Source organism: Bradyrhizobium sp. B117 (genome assembly GCF_038969555.1).
Taxonomy (GTDB): Bacteria; Pseudomonadota; Alphaproteobacteria; order Rhizobiales; family Xanthobacteraceae; genus Bradyrhizobium.
On the sequence record NZ_CP152414.1, the window covers coordinates 7,160,857 to 7,174,972 of the forward strand.

Here is a 14,116-nt window from a genome sequence, read left to right on the forward strand (position 1 = left end):
CTGCTGACGTTGCCTTGATGAGTACACGCGCTAGACCACCGTCTTGTGCCGCGCGATGCAGGTGCGCAGCACCTCGTCCATCGGCTTGCCCCACCAGTCGTTGGAGAAGATTTCGATCTCCGAATAGCCGGCAAACCCGTGCGCTTCGACGGCGGTGCGGGCCGATTTGATGTCGATGACGCCATCGCCCATCATGCCGCGGTCGTTGAGGATGTCCTTGGTCGGCACCAGCCAGTCGCAGACATGGAAGGCGAGCAGGCGATCCTTGCCGGCGCGCGCGATCTGGCCCATCAGCTCCGGGTCCCACCAGATGTGATAGACGTCGAGCGCGACGCCGAGCATGCCGCTGCGGCCGGGATCGAGCCGGTCGCAGATGTCGAGCGCCTGCTTTGTCGTGTTCACGCAGGCCCGGTCGGCGGCATAGGCCGGATGCAAGGGCTCGATCGCCAGCGGCAGCTTTGCCTGCCGGGCGTAGTCGAGCATATCGGCAAGAGCTTCCTCGACCTGCCCGCGCGCGGCCACGATGTCCTTCGAGGCCTCGCTGCCCGGCCGCGAATATTGCGGCAGGCCGCCGACGACGAGGACGATGCAGGAGGCACCCAGCGCCTTGGCTTCATCGACGCAGCGCCGGTTGTCGTCACGCACCTCGCCCCGGCGCGAGGCGTCCGAGGTGAACATGCCGCCCCGGCAATAGCCTGAGAGATCGAGGCCGGCATCGCGCACCGCGCGCGCGGCGCGGTCGAGACCAACGGCAGCGACCTGGTCGCGCCAGGGATCGATGGCGCGAATGCCATGCCTGGCACAGGCATCGATGATCTCGACGAGATTACCCTGCTTGCGGACGGTCGCCGTGTTCAGCGACAGCCAGCGATGGTCGGACGAGAAATCACGCATCAGGATTCGATACCGTGGGTAGCGAGCACGGTCTTCATCCGCTGCGTCGCGAGTTCGGGATTGGCGAGCAGGCCGGCCTTGTCGGCGAGACGGAACAGCTCGGCCAGATGCAACGTGGAGCGCGTGCTCTCCTGACCGCCGACCATGGTGAAATGATCCTGGTGGCCGTTGAGATACGCCATGAACACGACGCCGGTCTTGTAGAAGCGCGTCGGCGCCTTGAAGATGTGGCGTGACAGCGGCACCGTCGGGCCCAGCACATCGTGGAAGCCGGCTTCGTCGCCGGCCGCGAGCCGCGACAGCGCGTAGGATGCCGCCGGCGCGATGGCATCGAAGATGCCGAGCAGCGCGTGCGAAAAACCTTGGCTGTCGCCGGCGATCAGCTCCGCGTAGTTGAAGTCGTCGCCGGTATACATCTTGATGCGCTTGTCCAGGCGCCGGCGCATGTCGATCTCGCGCTGCTTGTCGAGCAGCGAGACCTTGACGCCGTCGACCTTGGCGGCGTTGTTGTTGATGATGGCCACCGCAATGTCCATCGCCTTGTCGAGATCCCCGGTGCCCCAATATCCGGTCAGCGCTGGATCGAACATGTCACCGAGCCAGTGGATGATCACGGGTTCGCGGACCTGCGACAGTACGCGGTTGTAGACCTTGGCGTAGTCATCGGCGCTGCGGCCGAGTTTTGCCAGCGCCCGCGAGGCCATCAGAATGATGCGGCCGCCGACCTTCTCGACCGCCGAGAGCTGCTGCTCATAGGCGCGGATCACGTCGTCGAGGCTCTTGGCATCCTCCACTGCAAGGTGATCGGTGCCGGCGCCGGAGAACACCAGCGCATTGCGCCGCTTGGCGGCCGCGACCGAGCGCGTGATCAGTTCCAGCGAGGTCGGCCAGTCCAGGCCCATCCCACGCTGCGCGGTGTCCATGGCTTCGGCGACGCCGAGGCCGAGGTCCCAGACGTGCTCGCGGAAGGCGATGGTCTTGTCCCAGTCGACGGCGACGGAGAGCCAGGGATCGTTGTCGGCGAAGGGATCGGCCACCGTATGCACGGCCGAGAAGGCGATGCGGTTCAGCGGGCCCTCGAGCTTTGCGGGAAACGTGCGCGAGGCCGCGAGCCGGTAGGTCTCGATCGAGCGATCGGCCTTCGGCAGCTTGAGCGACAGGGATGACATTGGCTGGACGGGCTTGTTCATGATTTCAGACCTCTCCCCGTCATTGCGAGGAGCGAAGCGACGAAGCAATCCAGACTGCCTCTGAGGAAAGACTCTGGATTGCTTCGCTTCGCTCGCAATGACGGCTCAACAGACACTTATCCAATCAACCTCAGGCCTTGATCGGGGCGACGTCGATCCAGCGCCGCTCCTTCCAGCTCTTCAGCGCGCATTCGGCGAGCTGAACACCCTTGGCGCCTTCGAGCAGCGTGAACTTGTAGGACGCATCCTCATAGACGTGGCGGATGAACATCTCCCACTGCTCCTTGAAGCCGTTGTCGTAGCTGACGTTGTCGGGCATCTTCTGCCAGTCGCCGTAGAAATCGTGCAGCCGCTTCTCGTCGGGATTCCACACCGGCCGCGGGGTAGCCTGCCGCGCCTGGATCATGCAGTCGGTGAGGCCCGCAACTGCCGAGCCCAGCGTGCCATCGACCTGGAAGGTGACGAGGTCGTCGCGATAGACGCGTGTCACCCAGGACATGTTGATGTGGGCGATGACGCCGCCCTTGAGCTGGAACGTCGCGTAGGCGGAATCGTCCGCGGTCGCCTTGTACTTCTTGCCCTGCTCGTCGTAGCGCTCGGGAATGTCGGTGTTGCCGATGCACATCACGCTCTCGACCTCGCCGAAGAGATTGTCGAGCACGTAGCGCCAGTGGCAGACCATGTCGAGGATGATGCCGCCGCCGTCCTCGCTGCGGTAGTTCCAGGACGGCCGCTGCGCCTCCTGCCAGCCACCTTCGAACACCCAATAGCCGAACTCGCCGCGCACCGAGAGGATGCGGCCGAAGAAACCGGAGTCGCGCAGGAAGGCGATCTTCTTCAACCCCGGCAGGAACAGCTTGTCCTGCACCGTGCCGTGCTTGACGCCCTTGGCATTGGCGAGCTTCACGACCTCGACGGCTTCCTCGAAATTCGTCGCGATCGGCTTCTCGCAATAGACGTGCTTGCCGGCGTTGATGGCCTGGGTCAGCAGGCCCGGACGCGCCTGCGTGGTCGCGGCGTCGAAGAACATGGTATCGTTCTTGTCGGCGAGCGCCGCATCGAGGTCGGTGGTCCAGCGCGTGATGTTGTAGCGCTTCGCGAGTGCCTCGACCTTGTCGGCGCTGCGGCCGACCAGGATCGGATCGGGCATCACGCGATCGCCGTTCTTCAGGCGGACGCCGCCCCGGTCGCGGATCGCGACGATCGAGCGGATCAGATGCTGGTTGAGCCCCATGCGGCCGGTGACGCCGTTCATGATGAGGCCGAGGCGTTGGGTGGTCATGCCAATTGCTCCTGAAGTGATCTTGGCTGTTCGAGCGGACGGAGCGCCGACCAGTCCGGATGGACCGACGTCGCAAAGCCCGTTGCATGAAGCGATCCCGTCAGGAGATCGCCGTCGTGAATCTTGAGCCGAATGCCGTGCCCGGCATCGGCATAGAGATCGGAATGCGCAGCGGCGAAGGCTTGCGCTTCGGCGGCGGGCGTCTCGCCAAAGCCGTCGACATAATGATGGCCGTTGCGCTCGGTATGGCTCACGCCAATGAAGGCACCGAGCGCGAGGTCCTGCTGCACGGCAAGGCCGGCCTGGCAGGTCAGGTCTTCGCCGGTGACGAAGAACCGCGCCCCACCCGCACTCCATTTCGCCGCGCGCGTCGCATTGACGATGGACTTGTAGAGCCCTTTGCAGGACTTTGAGGAAATGCCGCAATAGCCCAGCGCGCGCGCCGCCGGGAAGGCATCGTAGGAATCGTCGGCCTCGTCGATGATGAAACCGTATGCGGCGAGCGACCCCAACGGCGATTGCCGCGTGATGTCGCGCGGCATCGGCTGTTCGACATAGAGCAGGTGCGAGGCGATCGGCCGCAATGCGGAATCACGATCGAGCCGGTCCATCAGCGCCCGCAGCGCTGCCAGGTCAGCGTATTGCTCGTTGGCGTCGAGCGTCACCTTGTATCCGCGCCCGAGCGTATCGAGTTCCTTGCCGATCCGCGCCAGCCGCGCCGCATCGGCCCCGGGATCGCCCGACAGCTTGAGCTTGAAATAACTCGCACCGGCATTCTCATGTGCGTCGGCGACACCGCCCGCGCCTTCGACGGTATCGTCGAGGCCGACGGTATGCCTGATGGCAACGCGCGGCAGCGGCTTGCGGCCGGCAAGGAACGTCGTGATATCCGCGTCCTTCAGGTCAGGCGAAAGCCGCGCATCGATGCCGGCGATGTTGCCGGCCATCCCGTCGAAGACGCTGGTCTCGGACGCACGCAAGAGCGCATCGAGAATCGCCTTGTCGATCTCGGCGGGACCATAAGTTGCGGCAAGCGGCGGAATGTTCTCTTTCGCGCACGCCGCAACCTGGGCACCGATGCACGAGGCATGCAGGCCGAACGCCGTCTGGAAACCGGTTTGCGCCAGATAAAGATCACGCGCGATCTGAAGCGATCTGCGCAAGCCGTCGACCGTCTGCGCCGGCGACCGCTCCGGCCGCTTGTCGAACCACTTTGGCACCAGCAGCTCGGCGCTGGCGCCGACCGCGACGCCCCTGCCCTCGACTTCGATCTCGGCCCGCACGAACAGCTGCGGCGTCGCGTTGATGGTAACAGCGCCAAAGCGGAACGGCCGCGCGAACTGCACGGGACGTTCGAAGAAGGCGATCTCTCGCAGCTTCAGGCGCGGCGACATGGTGCTACTGGGCCCCAGAAATCTGGCGGCAGGGACGGTCACCTCTCCCGCTTGCGGGAGAGGTCGTCGCGCGAAGCGCGGCGGGTGAGGGTTTTCTCCTCTGGGGGGTTCTCGCGAGTGGAGACACCCTCTCCCCAGCCCTCCCCCGCAGGCGGGGGAGGGAGCGCACCGGCTCCATGGTTGCAGCGAGACTCAATCCCATCGCCCTAATCCAACGCCCCCTGCGAGAAGAAATGCTTGCGGATGCGTTGCACGAGCTCGGTGAAGACGGGGTCGGCCATCACGTCGAGCGAGCGCGGGCGCGGCAGTGGCACGTCGTAGATCGCGGCGACCGCACCGGGCCGTTCGGTCATGACCAGCACGCGGTCGGCGAGGAACACGGCTTCCGGAATTGAATGCGTGATCAGCAGCACCGTCTTCTTGGTCTCGCGCTGGATCCGCATCAATTCGACATTCATGCGCTCGCGCGTCAGCGCGTCGAGCGCGCCGAACGGCTCGTCCATCAGCATGATCCTGGGATCGTGCACCAGTGCGCGGCAGATCGAGGCGCGCTGCTGCATGCCGCCGGAGAGCTGCCAGGGCAGCTTCTTCTCGAAGCCTTCGAGGCCGACCAGCTTCAGAAGCGACCTGGCGCGATCGAGATATTCCTGCCGCGGCAGCCGCTTCATGTCGATCGGCAGCATCACGTTGTTGAGGATGTTGCGCCAGGGCAGCAGCAGCGCGTTCTGGAAGACGATGCCGACATTGCCGTGCGGCTTCGTCACCCTTTCGCCCTCGACTAGCACCTCGCCCGTGGTCGGCGGTAGCAGCCCCGAGATCAGCTTGAGCAGCGTGGATTTGCCGCAGCCGGAGGGACCGACCACGACAAAGAACTCGCCGTCATTGATGTGGAAGTCGAGCGGCCGCAGCGACGGCACGTCGCCGTCGCGCGTCCGGTAGGTCTTCGATACGCCTGACAGTTGGATGCCCGACGCATCGCCGGCCCGGTCGTGCACCAGTCTCAGATGCGCGGCCGGCTGCACGGCGTCACTCACGACCGTCGCTGGTTTCACGAGCCACTCTTCGGCAGATAGTCGTTGGTGTAGAAGGCCTTCGGGTTCTCCTTGGCCTTGGCGTCGAGGCCGCCATATTCGACCATCAGGTTGACCGAGTCGGTCATGTTCTGATCGGTGACCTGGAACGGCCGCTTGCTTTTGGTCTCCGCGGTCCGATACAGCGGAATGGTCAGCTCAAAGCCCTGCGTCAGCGTATCGATCTTGCCGCCCTTGGGGTTGGCATCGAGGATCGACTGCGCCGCCGCCTTCGGCTCCTTCTCGGCGGCTTCGACCGCCTTGGTCGTTGCCGACATGAAGCGGCGGACGAGATCGGCATTGGCCTTCACATAGTCGGAGTTGGCGATGATACCGGAGGAGACCATGTTGATGCCGTAGTCGGCGAACTTGATCGGGAACACGTCCTTGCCGGTCGCGTCCTTGATCTTCATCGACTGGTCCATGACGTAGCCGAGCAAGAGGTCAGCCTGGCCGTTGATGACGGCGTTGAGCTTGGTCTGGCCGTCGCCGGCGACGGTCTTGAAATCGCTTTCCTTGAGGCCAGTCTTCTTCAGGAACAGCGGCCAGATCTGGGTCATGGAGTCCGCCGGCGTGATCGCTACCGTCTTGCCCTTGATGTCCTCGGGCTTCCTAATGTTCTTGTCGGCGAAACCCATGGCGGACATCGGCGAGGTCTGGAGCAGCACGCCGGTCGCGACCACGGGCGCACCCTTGATCGCGGCGCGCATCATGGTGGGGACGTCGACATAGCCGAAGTCAGCGGTCTTGGCGGCGACGGCCTGCGTGGTCGCAGCCGAGCCGCGGCCTTCCTGGATCTCGAGGTCGATGCCCTCGGCGGCATAGATGCCCTTGGCCTTGCCGTAATAGAACGGCGCGTGCTCGCCATAGACGTACCAGTTGAGCATCAGCACGACCTTGTCGGCCGCCTGCGCCGGCGCAACTGCAAACGCCATCAGCGCCACCGAGACAGCCCCAATCCACCGCTTCATCGTCACTCTCCCTGTCGTTGTTGTTTCGGCCGTTGGTGGCCGTTCGTTGCGAGTTAAGAGGCGAAAATAGTTAGGACGCAAAGATCACGTCCTCGCGCTGGCTGACATGCCAGGGAATGACCAGCTTCTCGATGCGGTCCACGATCCAGAACAGGATCACGCCGAGCAGCGCCAGGATCACGAGCGCCGCGAACATGGTCGGCAGGTCGAAGGTGCCGATCGAGCGCTGCATCACGTAGCCGATGCCGGAATTGGAGCCGACGAACTCGCCGACGACGGCGCCGACCACGGCCAGCGTCACCGAGACTTTCAGGCCGGAGAAGATCGCCGGCAGCGCATGCGGCAGGTTCACCGCACGGAACACCTGGAAGCGGCTGCCCTGCATGGCGCGGGCGAGATCGACCATGTCGGGATCGACCGACTTGAAACCCTGCACGGCGGAGACCACCACCGGGAAGAAGCCGAGCAAGAAGGCCGAGATCACCTTCGGCAGGATGCCGAAGCCGAACCAGACCACGAACAGCGGCGCGATCGCGATCTTCGGCACGGACTGAGAGAACACCAGCAGCGGATAGACGTAGCTCTCCACCGTCTTAGATCCCGCAATCAGCATCGCCACGGGGATGCCGAACAGCGCGGAAAGCACGAAACCCCAGATGGTCGCGTATGTGGTTGGCCAGGACTGGCGCAGCAGTTCCGGCCAGTCGGTGCGGAGCACGGCGACCACGTCGGCCGGCGACGGGATCTGATAGGCCGGGATCTTGAACAGCCGGATCGAAAGGTCCCAGGCGACGACGATGAACACCAGGAACAACAGCGGCCGTACCCAGGCCGCGTTCAGCATCTTGGACACCGCACCCTGCGGCTTCACTTCAGCCACGTCTCACTCCCGGCATTCTTCTTCGTTCGGGCGCGAAATTAACCCGTTGGATAAATACTGTCCAGAGGATTCCCTGTGACGTTTTGTGCCGGGGTTCCGGAAGGTGAAACGTAACAGGTGGCCCGCGGCTTCTCCGTACCCACCGGCGGTCTCTGGAATACTGGATCGCCCGATCAAGTCGGGCGATGACAGCGGAGAGTTTGGTTACACCGTCTGCGCCACCGCGCTGCGCGACTTCGGCGCCTTCGCGATCTCGAACAGCGCGGCCGACTGGCCCGTCAGCGCGGCCAGCACCAGGCCGACCATGTGCGAAAGCCGCTCGTCCTTGGCGCCCTTGGCGAGCAGGTCGCGGCCGAAGATCACGCTGAGAGTCGCCGAGTTGGAGAGGTAGAAGAAGCAGAGGCCCGCGATCGAGATGTAGAGCTGCACCGGATCGACCGCGACCTGGAACTCGCCGCTCTCGACGCCGCGCCGCACCACCGTGCGGATCATCTCGACGAAGGGCGAGTGCATCGACTTGACCTTGGTCGATTTCTTCAGGTGCTTGGCGCGCGCGAGATTCTCGGTCTGGAGCAGCGACAGGAATTCGGGATTGCGCAGGAAGTAATTCCAGGTGAACTCGATCAGCCGCCGGATCGCCTCGGATGGATCGAGATGTTCGAGATCGAGTCCCCGCTCCTCGCTGCGGATCTTGTCATAGGCGCCTTCGAGCACCGCCAGATAGAGCTCGTCCTTGTTGCCGACGTGGTAGTACAGCATGCGCTTGTTGGCGCCGGCTTTCGCCGCGATGCGGTCGACGCGCGCGCCGGCAAGCCCATGGGCGGAAAACTCCTGCTTGGCGGCTTCGAGAATGCGCAGCCGCATCCCCTCGGGGTCGCGCTGCCATTTCAGAGTTCGCTTTGCCTTTGTCGCCAAACCGGATGCTCGCTGGGTGGTCGTCCAGATCGCATGTATCATGCGCGCGAACGTTTGAGAACGATCTCGTGCCCAGGAGGCGGTTTCGTAGGGTGGGCAAAGGCGCACTTGCGCCGTGCCCACGTCTTCCCATCAAATAGGCAAGACGTGGGCACGCTTCGCTTCGCTTTGCCCACCCTACGGGACTCTTCGAACGGAGAAAGCGGCGCGCCTCACTCCACCGGCTTCGGCGAGCGCTCCAGCAGCACGGTCTGGATGCCGCAGGTGCCGCTGCGCACCGTCATGATCCGCGTGCCGGGCTTGCGGCCGTTGCGGACCTCGCTGACGTCGAGGCCGGCGGCGATCAGGCGGGCGCGGGTGGCGTCGATGTCGGCGACGCGCCAGCTCAGGCCCCAGAGGCGGTCATGCTGTAAATCCCCGCCCGCCACGGGGCGGCGCACCACCTCGACGATGAGATCGCCGCAGCGGAAGAACATCAGCTGGCCCCAGTCGTGGTGCGAGCGATCGAGCGCGAGATCGAGCCCGAGCCGCGCGCCGTAGAGCGCGGCGGCGCGATCGGAATCCTCGGTCGTGACCACGACATGGTCGAGTCCGTCAATCGGCGCGAAGTCCGTCGCGACCGACTTCGGCCGCTCCTCGGCAAGCTCGAGGAAGAACATGCGCACCCCGCGCGTGAGCTCGGTCGCCGCGCGCGCGCGCTTCCAGTGCAGGACGGCGCCTGACGCCTCGTCGCTGCTCTCGACCTCGGCGACGGGATCGGGCCTGAGCGCCACACGCTCCAGCCGCCGGTGCATCTTGCCCATGTCTGCGACACGGAAGCACAGGCTGGCGAGCACGCCTTCATGGTCGTCGAGCAGCGCACGCATCCGGTCGGCGGTCGCGGTGAAGCCGCTCGGCGCCATCAATTCGATGGTCATGTTCTCGAGCGTGAACAGCACCCGGTCGGCGCCCTCGCCGGAATTCTGCCAGGCCGGCGCGCGTCCGAGGAGCGTCTGATAGGCCGCCTTGGCCGCGCCGATGTCCCTGACCAGAGCGACGACGTGATCGAGGCCGGTGATCATATGTCCCCCTTTTGATCGACCAGGAATTGAACGACCTGGAACCGCGCGCCGAAAAGACGGCGTTTGTCCGGGCTTGGCATGGGCCTGACATGGTCGTATTCCGGCCGACCTCAAGCACCTCGGGGCGGTTTTGCGAATAATTTCAGCGTCCCAGACGCGGAACCGGTGCTAGAGTAAGTGCGCCGGCCGGGACCACAAGCGCATCACGGACAAGCAATGCAGGCTCTCTTCATCGGACAGACCTATATCGACGTCGTCTTCATCACCGACCACATGCCGACCGGCGACGAAAAGCACGTGGCCAAGGACTACGCGGTCTCCTTCGGCGGCAACGCGGTGACGGCGGCGTTCTGCTGCGCCAAGCTCGGCATCGTGCCCGACCTGATCGCGACCGCGGCCAATGACTGGCTGGGGCGCATGTTCCAGGACATGTGCGCGAAATACGCGATCTCGCTGCACGGGCGGAAGGTGAACCAGTCCTCGCTGTCCTTCATCATGCCCAAGGACGGCAAGCGCGCCATCGTCCGCTGCCGCGACGACGAGCACATCCACCCTTTTCCGATGCTCAATCTCGGCGGCTGCCGCGCGCTGCATGTCGACGGCCATCAGCCGGACGCCGCGATCCACTACGCCAAGGTGTGCCGCGAGGCAGGCATCCTGACGTCGCTCGACGGCGGCGGCCTGCGCACCAACACGCATGAGCTGCTGGAGTTCATCGACGTCGCGATCGTCGCTGAACGTCTCTGCGAGCAGATGGATCTGACGCCGGAGAAGATGCTCGATTATCTCAAGAGCCGCGGCTGCAAGATCGGCGGCGTCACCATGGGTGAGAAGGGCCTGCTCTGGTACGACGAGACCGGGACGGTTCAGGTGATGCCGGCAATGCCGATCCCGCGCGAGCGCGTGATCGACACCAACGGCGCCGGCGACGTCTTCCATGGCGCCTATGTCTATTCTTATCTGGCCCATCCGGGCAAAAGCTGGCGCGAGCATTTCGATTTTGCCCGCGCCGCCTCGACCTACAAAATCCAGCGCCTCGGCAACGAGGCCGGCCTGCCGACACTTGTCGACATCGCAAAAGTCCGGCACGAGTTCGAGGTCAGGGTCTAGCGTTCGCTGGGGGGAACATGGGGCGCGTCTTCGTCGCCGGCAGCATCAACATGGATGTGGTGGCGACGGCCGATCGCCATCCACGCGTCGGCGAGACCGTCGCGGGAAAACAGGTGCTGTATTTTCCGGGCGGCAAGGGCGCGAACCAAGCGGTCGCGGCATCGCGGCTCGGCGCCAGGACCACGCTGATCGGAAGGCTGGGACAGGATTCGTTCGGGGCCGAGCTGAGGACGTTCCTCGGCGCCCAGGGCGTCGATCTCGCCTCCGTCCGCGAGGCCGACACGCACACCGGCACCGCGATCATCACCGTCGCGGCTTCCGACAACACCATCGTCGTCATTCCCGGCAGCAATGCCCTGGTCAGCGCGGAAGACGTCAGCGTCGTGCCGCTGCTCAAGGGCGACGTCGCGGTCAGCCAGTTCGAGATCCCGCTGCCAACGATTGCCGCGTTCTTCCGGCGCGCGCGTAGCGCTGGTGCCACGACTGTGCTCAACCCGGCGCCGGCGCAGAAGATGTCCGTTGAGCTGCTCGCGCTGGTCGACATCCTCGTGCTGAACGAGACCGAGCTCGGTTTCCTTGCGGGCACCGAGCTCTCCGACAGCGACGAGGCGGCGCGGATCATCGAGGTCGCGCGAAACCTTCGGGCGCGCGAGGACCAGACCATCTGCGTCACGCTCGGCAAGCGCGGCGTGCTCGCGCTGGCGGGGCGCGAGGAGATTGCGGTGCAGGGACGCGCAGTAAAGGCGGTCGACACGACAGGCGCCGGCGACTGTTTCGTGGGCGCACTCGCCTCGCAACTGGCCGAGGGCGCCGCTTTGCGCGCCGCCCTCGCCTTCGCCAACGCCGCCGCCTCGATCAGCGTGCAGCGCATGGGCGCCGGGCCGTCGATGCCGACGGCGGCGGAAGTGGCGGCAGTGCTTTAGAGCCCGGTGCGGCTTCTTTCGCCTCTCCCCGCGTGCGGGGAGAGGCCGGAATTTGCGAAGGCAAATTCCGGGTGAGGGGGAGTCTCCGCGAGTCCAACTCTCACCGTCCGCGCGGAGAGTCCCCCTCACCCCAACCCTCTCCCCGTAAGAACGGGGAGAGGGAGAGACACTCACGCCAGCGCGCTCTTCAGGTCGAAGCTCTCATCGGCGGCCTGCTCCGGCGTGATCGAGCGGTCCATGGCCTGCAATCTCCGGCCGAACATGTGATCGCCGGCGCGATTGATCGATTCGATGCCGAGCAGCCTGTCGCCGTGATAGCAGAAAGCAGAGAACGCCTTTTTCGCGGGATCGCCGCGCAGCACGACGCGGTCGTAGCCGGTGGTGAGTCCGGCGATCTGGAGCTTGTCGTCGCCCTGGTCGCTCCAGAACCAGGGATGGCTGTCGTACGGTTTTCGGTCGCCGGTCAGGCGCGCGGCCAAGCAGCGGGCGTGATCGGTCGCGTTCTGCACCGATTCCAGCCGCAACGATCCGCCGAAGCGCGGGCTTGCGAACAGCGCGCAGTCGCCGATCGCGGAAATGTCGGGATCGGCCGTCGACAGATATTCGTCGACGATGATGCCGGCGGCAACCGGCAGCCCCGCTTCGGCCGCGAGCTCGATATTCGGCAGCACGCCGACGCCGACCACGACGAGATCCGCGGGCAGATGCCGTCCGTCGCTCAGGGAGACGCCGGTGACCTTGCCGTTCTCGGCCTCGATGGCGGTTGCCTGCACGCCAAGATGGATGCGGATGCCGGCCTCGCGATGGCGGTCCTGAAAATATTCCGAGACCTCGGATGTCACCGCGCGCGCCATCACGCGCGGGGCGAGCTCGAGCACGTCGACCTCGAGGCCCTTGATCCGCGCGGTGGCAGCGAATTCGAGGCCGATGAAGCCGGCGCCGATGATCACGGCGCGCTTCTTCGACGGCATGATCTGCCTGAGCGACTCGCTGTCATCGAGGATGCGCAGATACTTCACGTCGGGCAGATTCGCATTCGGCAAGTCAAGCAGCCGGTTGCGCGCGCCTGTCGCCAGCACGAGATGGCCGTAAGGCAGCGTTTCGCCGGATGTGAGGAGGACCTTGCGCGCCGCGCGATCGATCGAGACCGCGCGGCCCGCGATAAGCTCGATCTTCTGGTCCTGGTAAAATTTTTCGGGGCGGAACATGAGGCTCTCAGGCCCCGCGGAACCCTTGATATAGCCCTTGGACAGCGGCGGCCGCTGATAGGGCAGATGCGCCTCGTCATTGATCAGGCTGATAGGCTCGGAAAAACCCGCCTGGCGCAGCGAAGCCGCGACCTGGTAGCCGCCATGGCCGGCGCCGACGATGATCACCGGACCGGTCATTGGGCAGCCCATTTCTTCAAGACACGAGCGTGACCCATGTCGTCTCCTCTCTCTAAAGATGGCTTGGCTAGCCTAGGAGGAGCCGGCGCTCGTGTCCGTCCCTAAACGAAGGCGGCCCCATTTGAGCCTATCATTCCGCCCGACGCAAGGGTGGCTCGCGGGGCACTGGCGGCTGGGGATTGTCTCCCCCCGCCTTCTGCGATTTAGTTGCAGCAACGAACCTCTAGCCGAGGATTTCAAAAATGCCAGCTCCCGTCTCAAAGCCCGACGATCCCGCGCTGCTGCGGATCGACGGTGCGATCGCGACCATCACGCTCAACCGCCCCGCCGCGTTCAACTCGATCAACCTCGCGATTGCGCAGAAGCTCGAGCAGCTCGCGGCCTATATCGAAGGTGACAGCGCAATCAGGGTGCTGGTGATCGAGGGTGAGGGCCGCGCCTTCTCGGCCGGCGGGGATTTGCAGACGATCGGCGCTGCGGCGGAAGCGGGCACGGTGACGCCGGTCGTCGGCGAGCTCCTGAAGCACTATCATTCCTTCATCGAGATCATCAGGCGCATGCCGAAGATCTCGCTGTCGAGCGTGCACGGCTCGGCCGCCGGCGCCGGCATGGGCCTCGCTTTCGTCACCGATCTCTGCATCGCCGCCGACGATGCCAAGTTCACGCCGGCCTATGCCAAGATCGGGGTGTCGCCGGACGGCGGCTCCACGGTCGGCATCGTCGGCACGGTCGGCTCCCGCCGCGCACTGCAGATCTTTCTCGCCGAGGACAATTTCACCGCGCAGCAGGCCCATGAATGGGGCCTCGTCGCCAAGACCGTTCCTGCGACCGAGCTGAAGGCGGCGACGCGACAACTCGCCGAGCGGCTGGCGCTGAACCCGCCGGCGGCGATATCGGGCACCAAGCAGCTGGTTTATTCCGCCGCGACCACGCCGGTGAAGCAGCAGCTCGACGCCGAGGAGCACAAGATCATCATGGCGATGAACACGGAGGAGTTCCGTGTCGCCGTGAAGAAATTCACCAGCAAGGGCAAGTAGC

Annotated in this window: 13 protein-coding genes; 3 read left to right on the forward strand and 10 right to left on the reverse strand. The window is 64.9% G+C overall.

Annotation, left to right across the window (positions count from 1 at the left end):
- Nucleotides 1-30: 30 nt before the first annotated feature.
- From AAFG16_RS34655 to AAFG16_RS34695, 9 genes are all read right to left on the reverse strand, one after another.
- Nucleotides 31-894 (reverse strand): sugar phosphate isomerase/epimerase family protein, encoded by an 864-nt coding sequence (locus tag AAFG16_RS34655; protein ID WP_342732567.1) that lies wholly within the window; start codon nucleotides 892-894, stop codon nucleotides 31-33.
- Nucleotides 894-2,084: a dihydrodipicolinate synthase family protein gene (locus tag AAFG16_RS34660; protein ID WP_342732569.1), complete on the reverse strand. Its 1,191-nt coding sequence runs from the start codon at nucleotides 2,082-2,084 to the stop codon at nucleotides 894-896. Before AAFG16_RS34660 ends, AAFG16_RS34655 begins: the two co-directional genes overlap by 1 nt.
- Before the next feature lie 130 nt (nucleotides 2,085-2,214).
- Nucleotides 2,215-3,366 (reverse strand): Gfo/Idh/MocA family oxidoreductase, encoded by a 1,152-nt coding sequence (locus tag AAFG16_RS34665; RefSeq protein WP_342732571.1) that lies wholly within the window; start codon nucleotides 3,364-3,366, stop codon nucleotides 2,215-2,217.
- Nucleotides 3,363-4,760, reverse strand: coding sequence for a hypothetical protein (locus AAFG16_RS34670; RefSeq protein WP_342732573.1), 1,398 nt, complete (start codon nucleotides 4,758-4,760; stop codon nucleotides 3,363-3,365). Before AAFG16_RS34670 ends, AAFG16_RS34665 begins: the two co-directional genes overlap by 4 nt.
- Before the next feature lie 206 nt (nucleotides 4,761-4,966).
- The gene (locus AAFG16_RS34675) at nucleotides 4,967-5,812 is read right to left on the reverse strand and encodes an ABC transporter ATP-binding protein (protein WP_342732575.1); all 846 of its coding nucleotides are present in this window, start codon (nucleotides 5,810-5,812) and stop codon (nucleotides 4,967-4,969) included.
- Entirely contained in the window at nucleotides 5,809-6,801 is a 993-nt protein-coding gene (locus tag AAFG16_RS34680; protein WP_342732577.1) for an ABC transporter substrate-binding protein, read from the reverse strand. The genes AAFG16_RS34675 and AAFG16_RS34680 overlap by 4 nt, the downstream gene beginning before the upstream one ends.
- Nucleotides 6,802-6,871: 70 nt before the next feature.
- Nucleotides 6,872-7,681, reverse strand: a complete 810-nt coding sequence (locus AAFG16_RS34685; protein WP_342732579.1) for an ABC transporter permease — start codon at nucleotides 7,679-7,681, stop codon at nucleotides 6,872-6,874.
- A 204-nt stretch (nucleotides 7,682-7,885) separates the two neighbouring features.
- Entirely contained in the window at nucleotides 7,886-8,638 is a 753-nt protein-coding gene (locus AAFG16_RS34690) for a TetR/AcrR family transcriptional regulator (protein ID WP_342732581.1), read from the reverse strand.
- Nucleotides 8,639-8,808: 170 nt separating this feature from the next.
- Nucleotides 8,809-9,657: a VOC family protein gene (locus AAFG16_RS34695; protein WP_342732583.1), complete on the reverse strand. Its 849-nt coding sequence runs from the start codon at nucleotides 9,655-9,657 to the stop codon at nucleotides 8,809-8,811.
- A 216-nt stretch (nucleotides 9,658-9,873) separates the two neighbouring features.
- Here AAFG16_RS34695 and AAFG16_RS34700 point away from each other — a divergent pair, with 216 nt between their 5' ends.
- Together AAFG16_RS34700 and AAFG16_RS34705 are read left to right on the forward strand one after the other, a co-directional pair.
- On the forward strand, nucleotides 9,874-10,767 hold the full coding sequence (locus tag AAFG16_RS34700; protein WP_027558529.1) for a sugar kinase: 894 nt from the start codon (nucleotides 9,874-9,876) through the stop codon (nucleotides 10,765-10,767).
- Nucleotides 10,768-10,784: 17 nt separating this feature from the next.
- Complete coding sequence (locus AAFG16_RS34705; RefSeq protein WP_342732586.1) at nucleotides 10,785-11,690, forward strand: ribokinase; 906 nt, start codon at nucleotides 10,785-10,787, stop codon at nucleotides 11,688-11,690.
- Between the two features lie 170 nt (nucleotides 11,691-11,860).
- On the opposite strand, the gene AAFG16_RS34710 is transcribed toward AAFG16_RS34705, so the two are convergent.
- Nucleotides 11,861-13,078, reverse strand: a complete 1,218-nt coding sequence (locus AAFG16_RS34710; protein WP_342732588.1) for an FAD-dependent oxidoreductase — start codon at nucleotides 13,076-13,078, stop codon at nucleotides 11,861-11,863.
- A 242-nt stretch (nucleotides 13,079-13,320) separates the two neighbouring features.
- On the opposite strand from AAFG16_RS34710, the gene AAFG16_RS34715 reads away from it, so the two are divergent.
- Nucleotides 13,321-14,115: an enoyl-CoA hydratase-related protein gene (locus tag AAFG16_RS34715; protein ID WP_342732590.1), complete on the forward strand. Its 795-nt coding sequence runs from the start codon at nucleotides 13,321-13,323 to the stop codon at nucleotides 14,113-14,115.
- Nucleotide 14,116: the final 1 nt, after the last annotated feature.